The sequence below is a fragment of the Pseudomonas sp. SID14000 genome (assembly GCF_002165135.1).
Classification (GTDB): Bacteria; Pseudomonadota; Gammaproteobacteria; order Pseudomonadales; family Pseudomonadaceae; genus Aquipseudomonas.
The window spans coordinates 1-289 of sequence record NZ_NFZQ01000196.1 but is presented as its reverse complement, the minus strand read 5'-3'; the positions used below and the strand labels follow the sequence as shown (position 1 = coordinate 289).

The 289-nt window shown below is 52.2% G+C and carries 1 pseudogene; it reads right to left on the bottom strand.

The annotated features are described in order from the left end of the window. Window positions 1–185: 185 nt before the first annotated feature. Window positions 186–289, bottom strand: a pseudogene (locus CAY82_RS27205) (IS110 family transposase); the annotation flags it as partial.

Below are 289 nucleotides of genomic sequence, written 5' to 3'. Positions count from 1 at the left end.
TGCTGGCAGCACGTTGCTTGAACTCGCGGGTGTAGGTCTTTCGTTCTTGCATGGAACCTCCTGATTGGGCGAATCATATCGCCCTTAAGAGGTGTCCGGGATCATTAGGCCAGTTCAAACCCGCTCCCACAGGTGCTGTGCAAGTCTTGAAGCTTGTGATGAACCTGTGGGAGATTCTATGGTTTTCAGCAAGCCAGTTTCCCGCCTTTGGTGACATATTCGTCCTGATTTTTCATCAGGGCGAATGCCACCCGCGCGAGCTTTCTAGCAAGGATTACCAGAGCTTGGG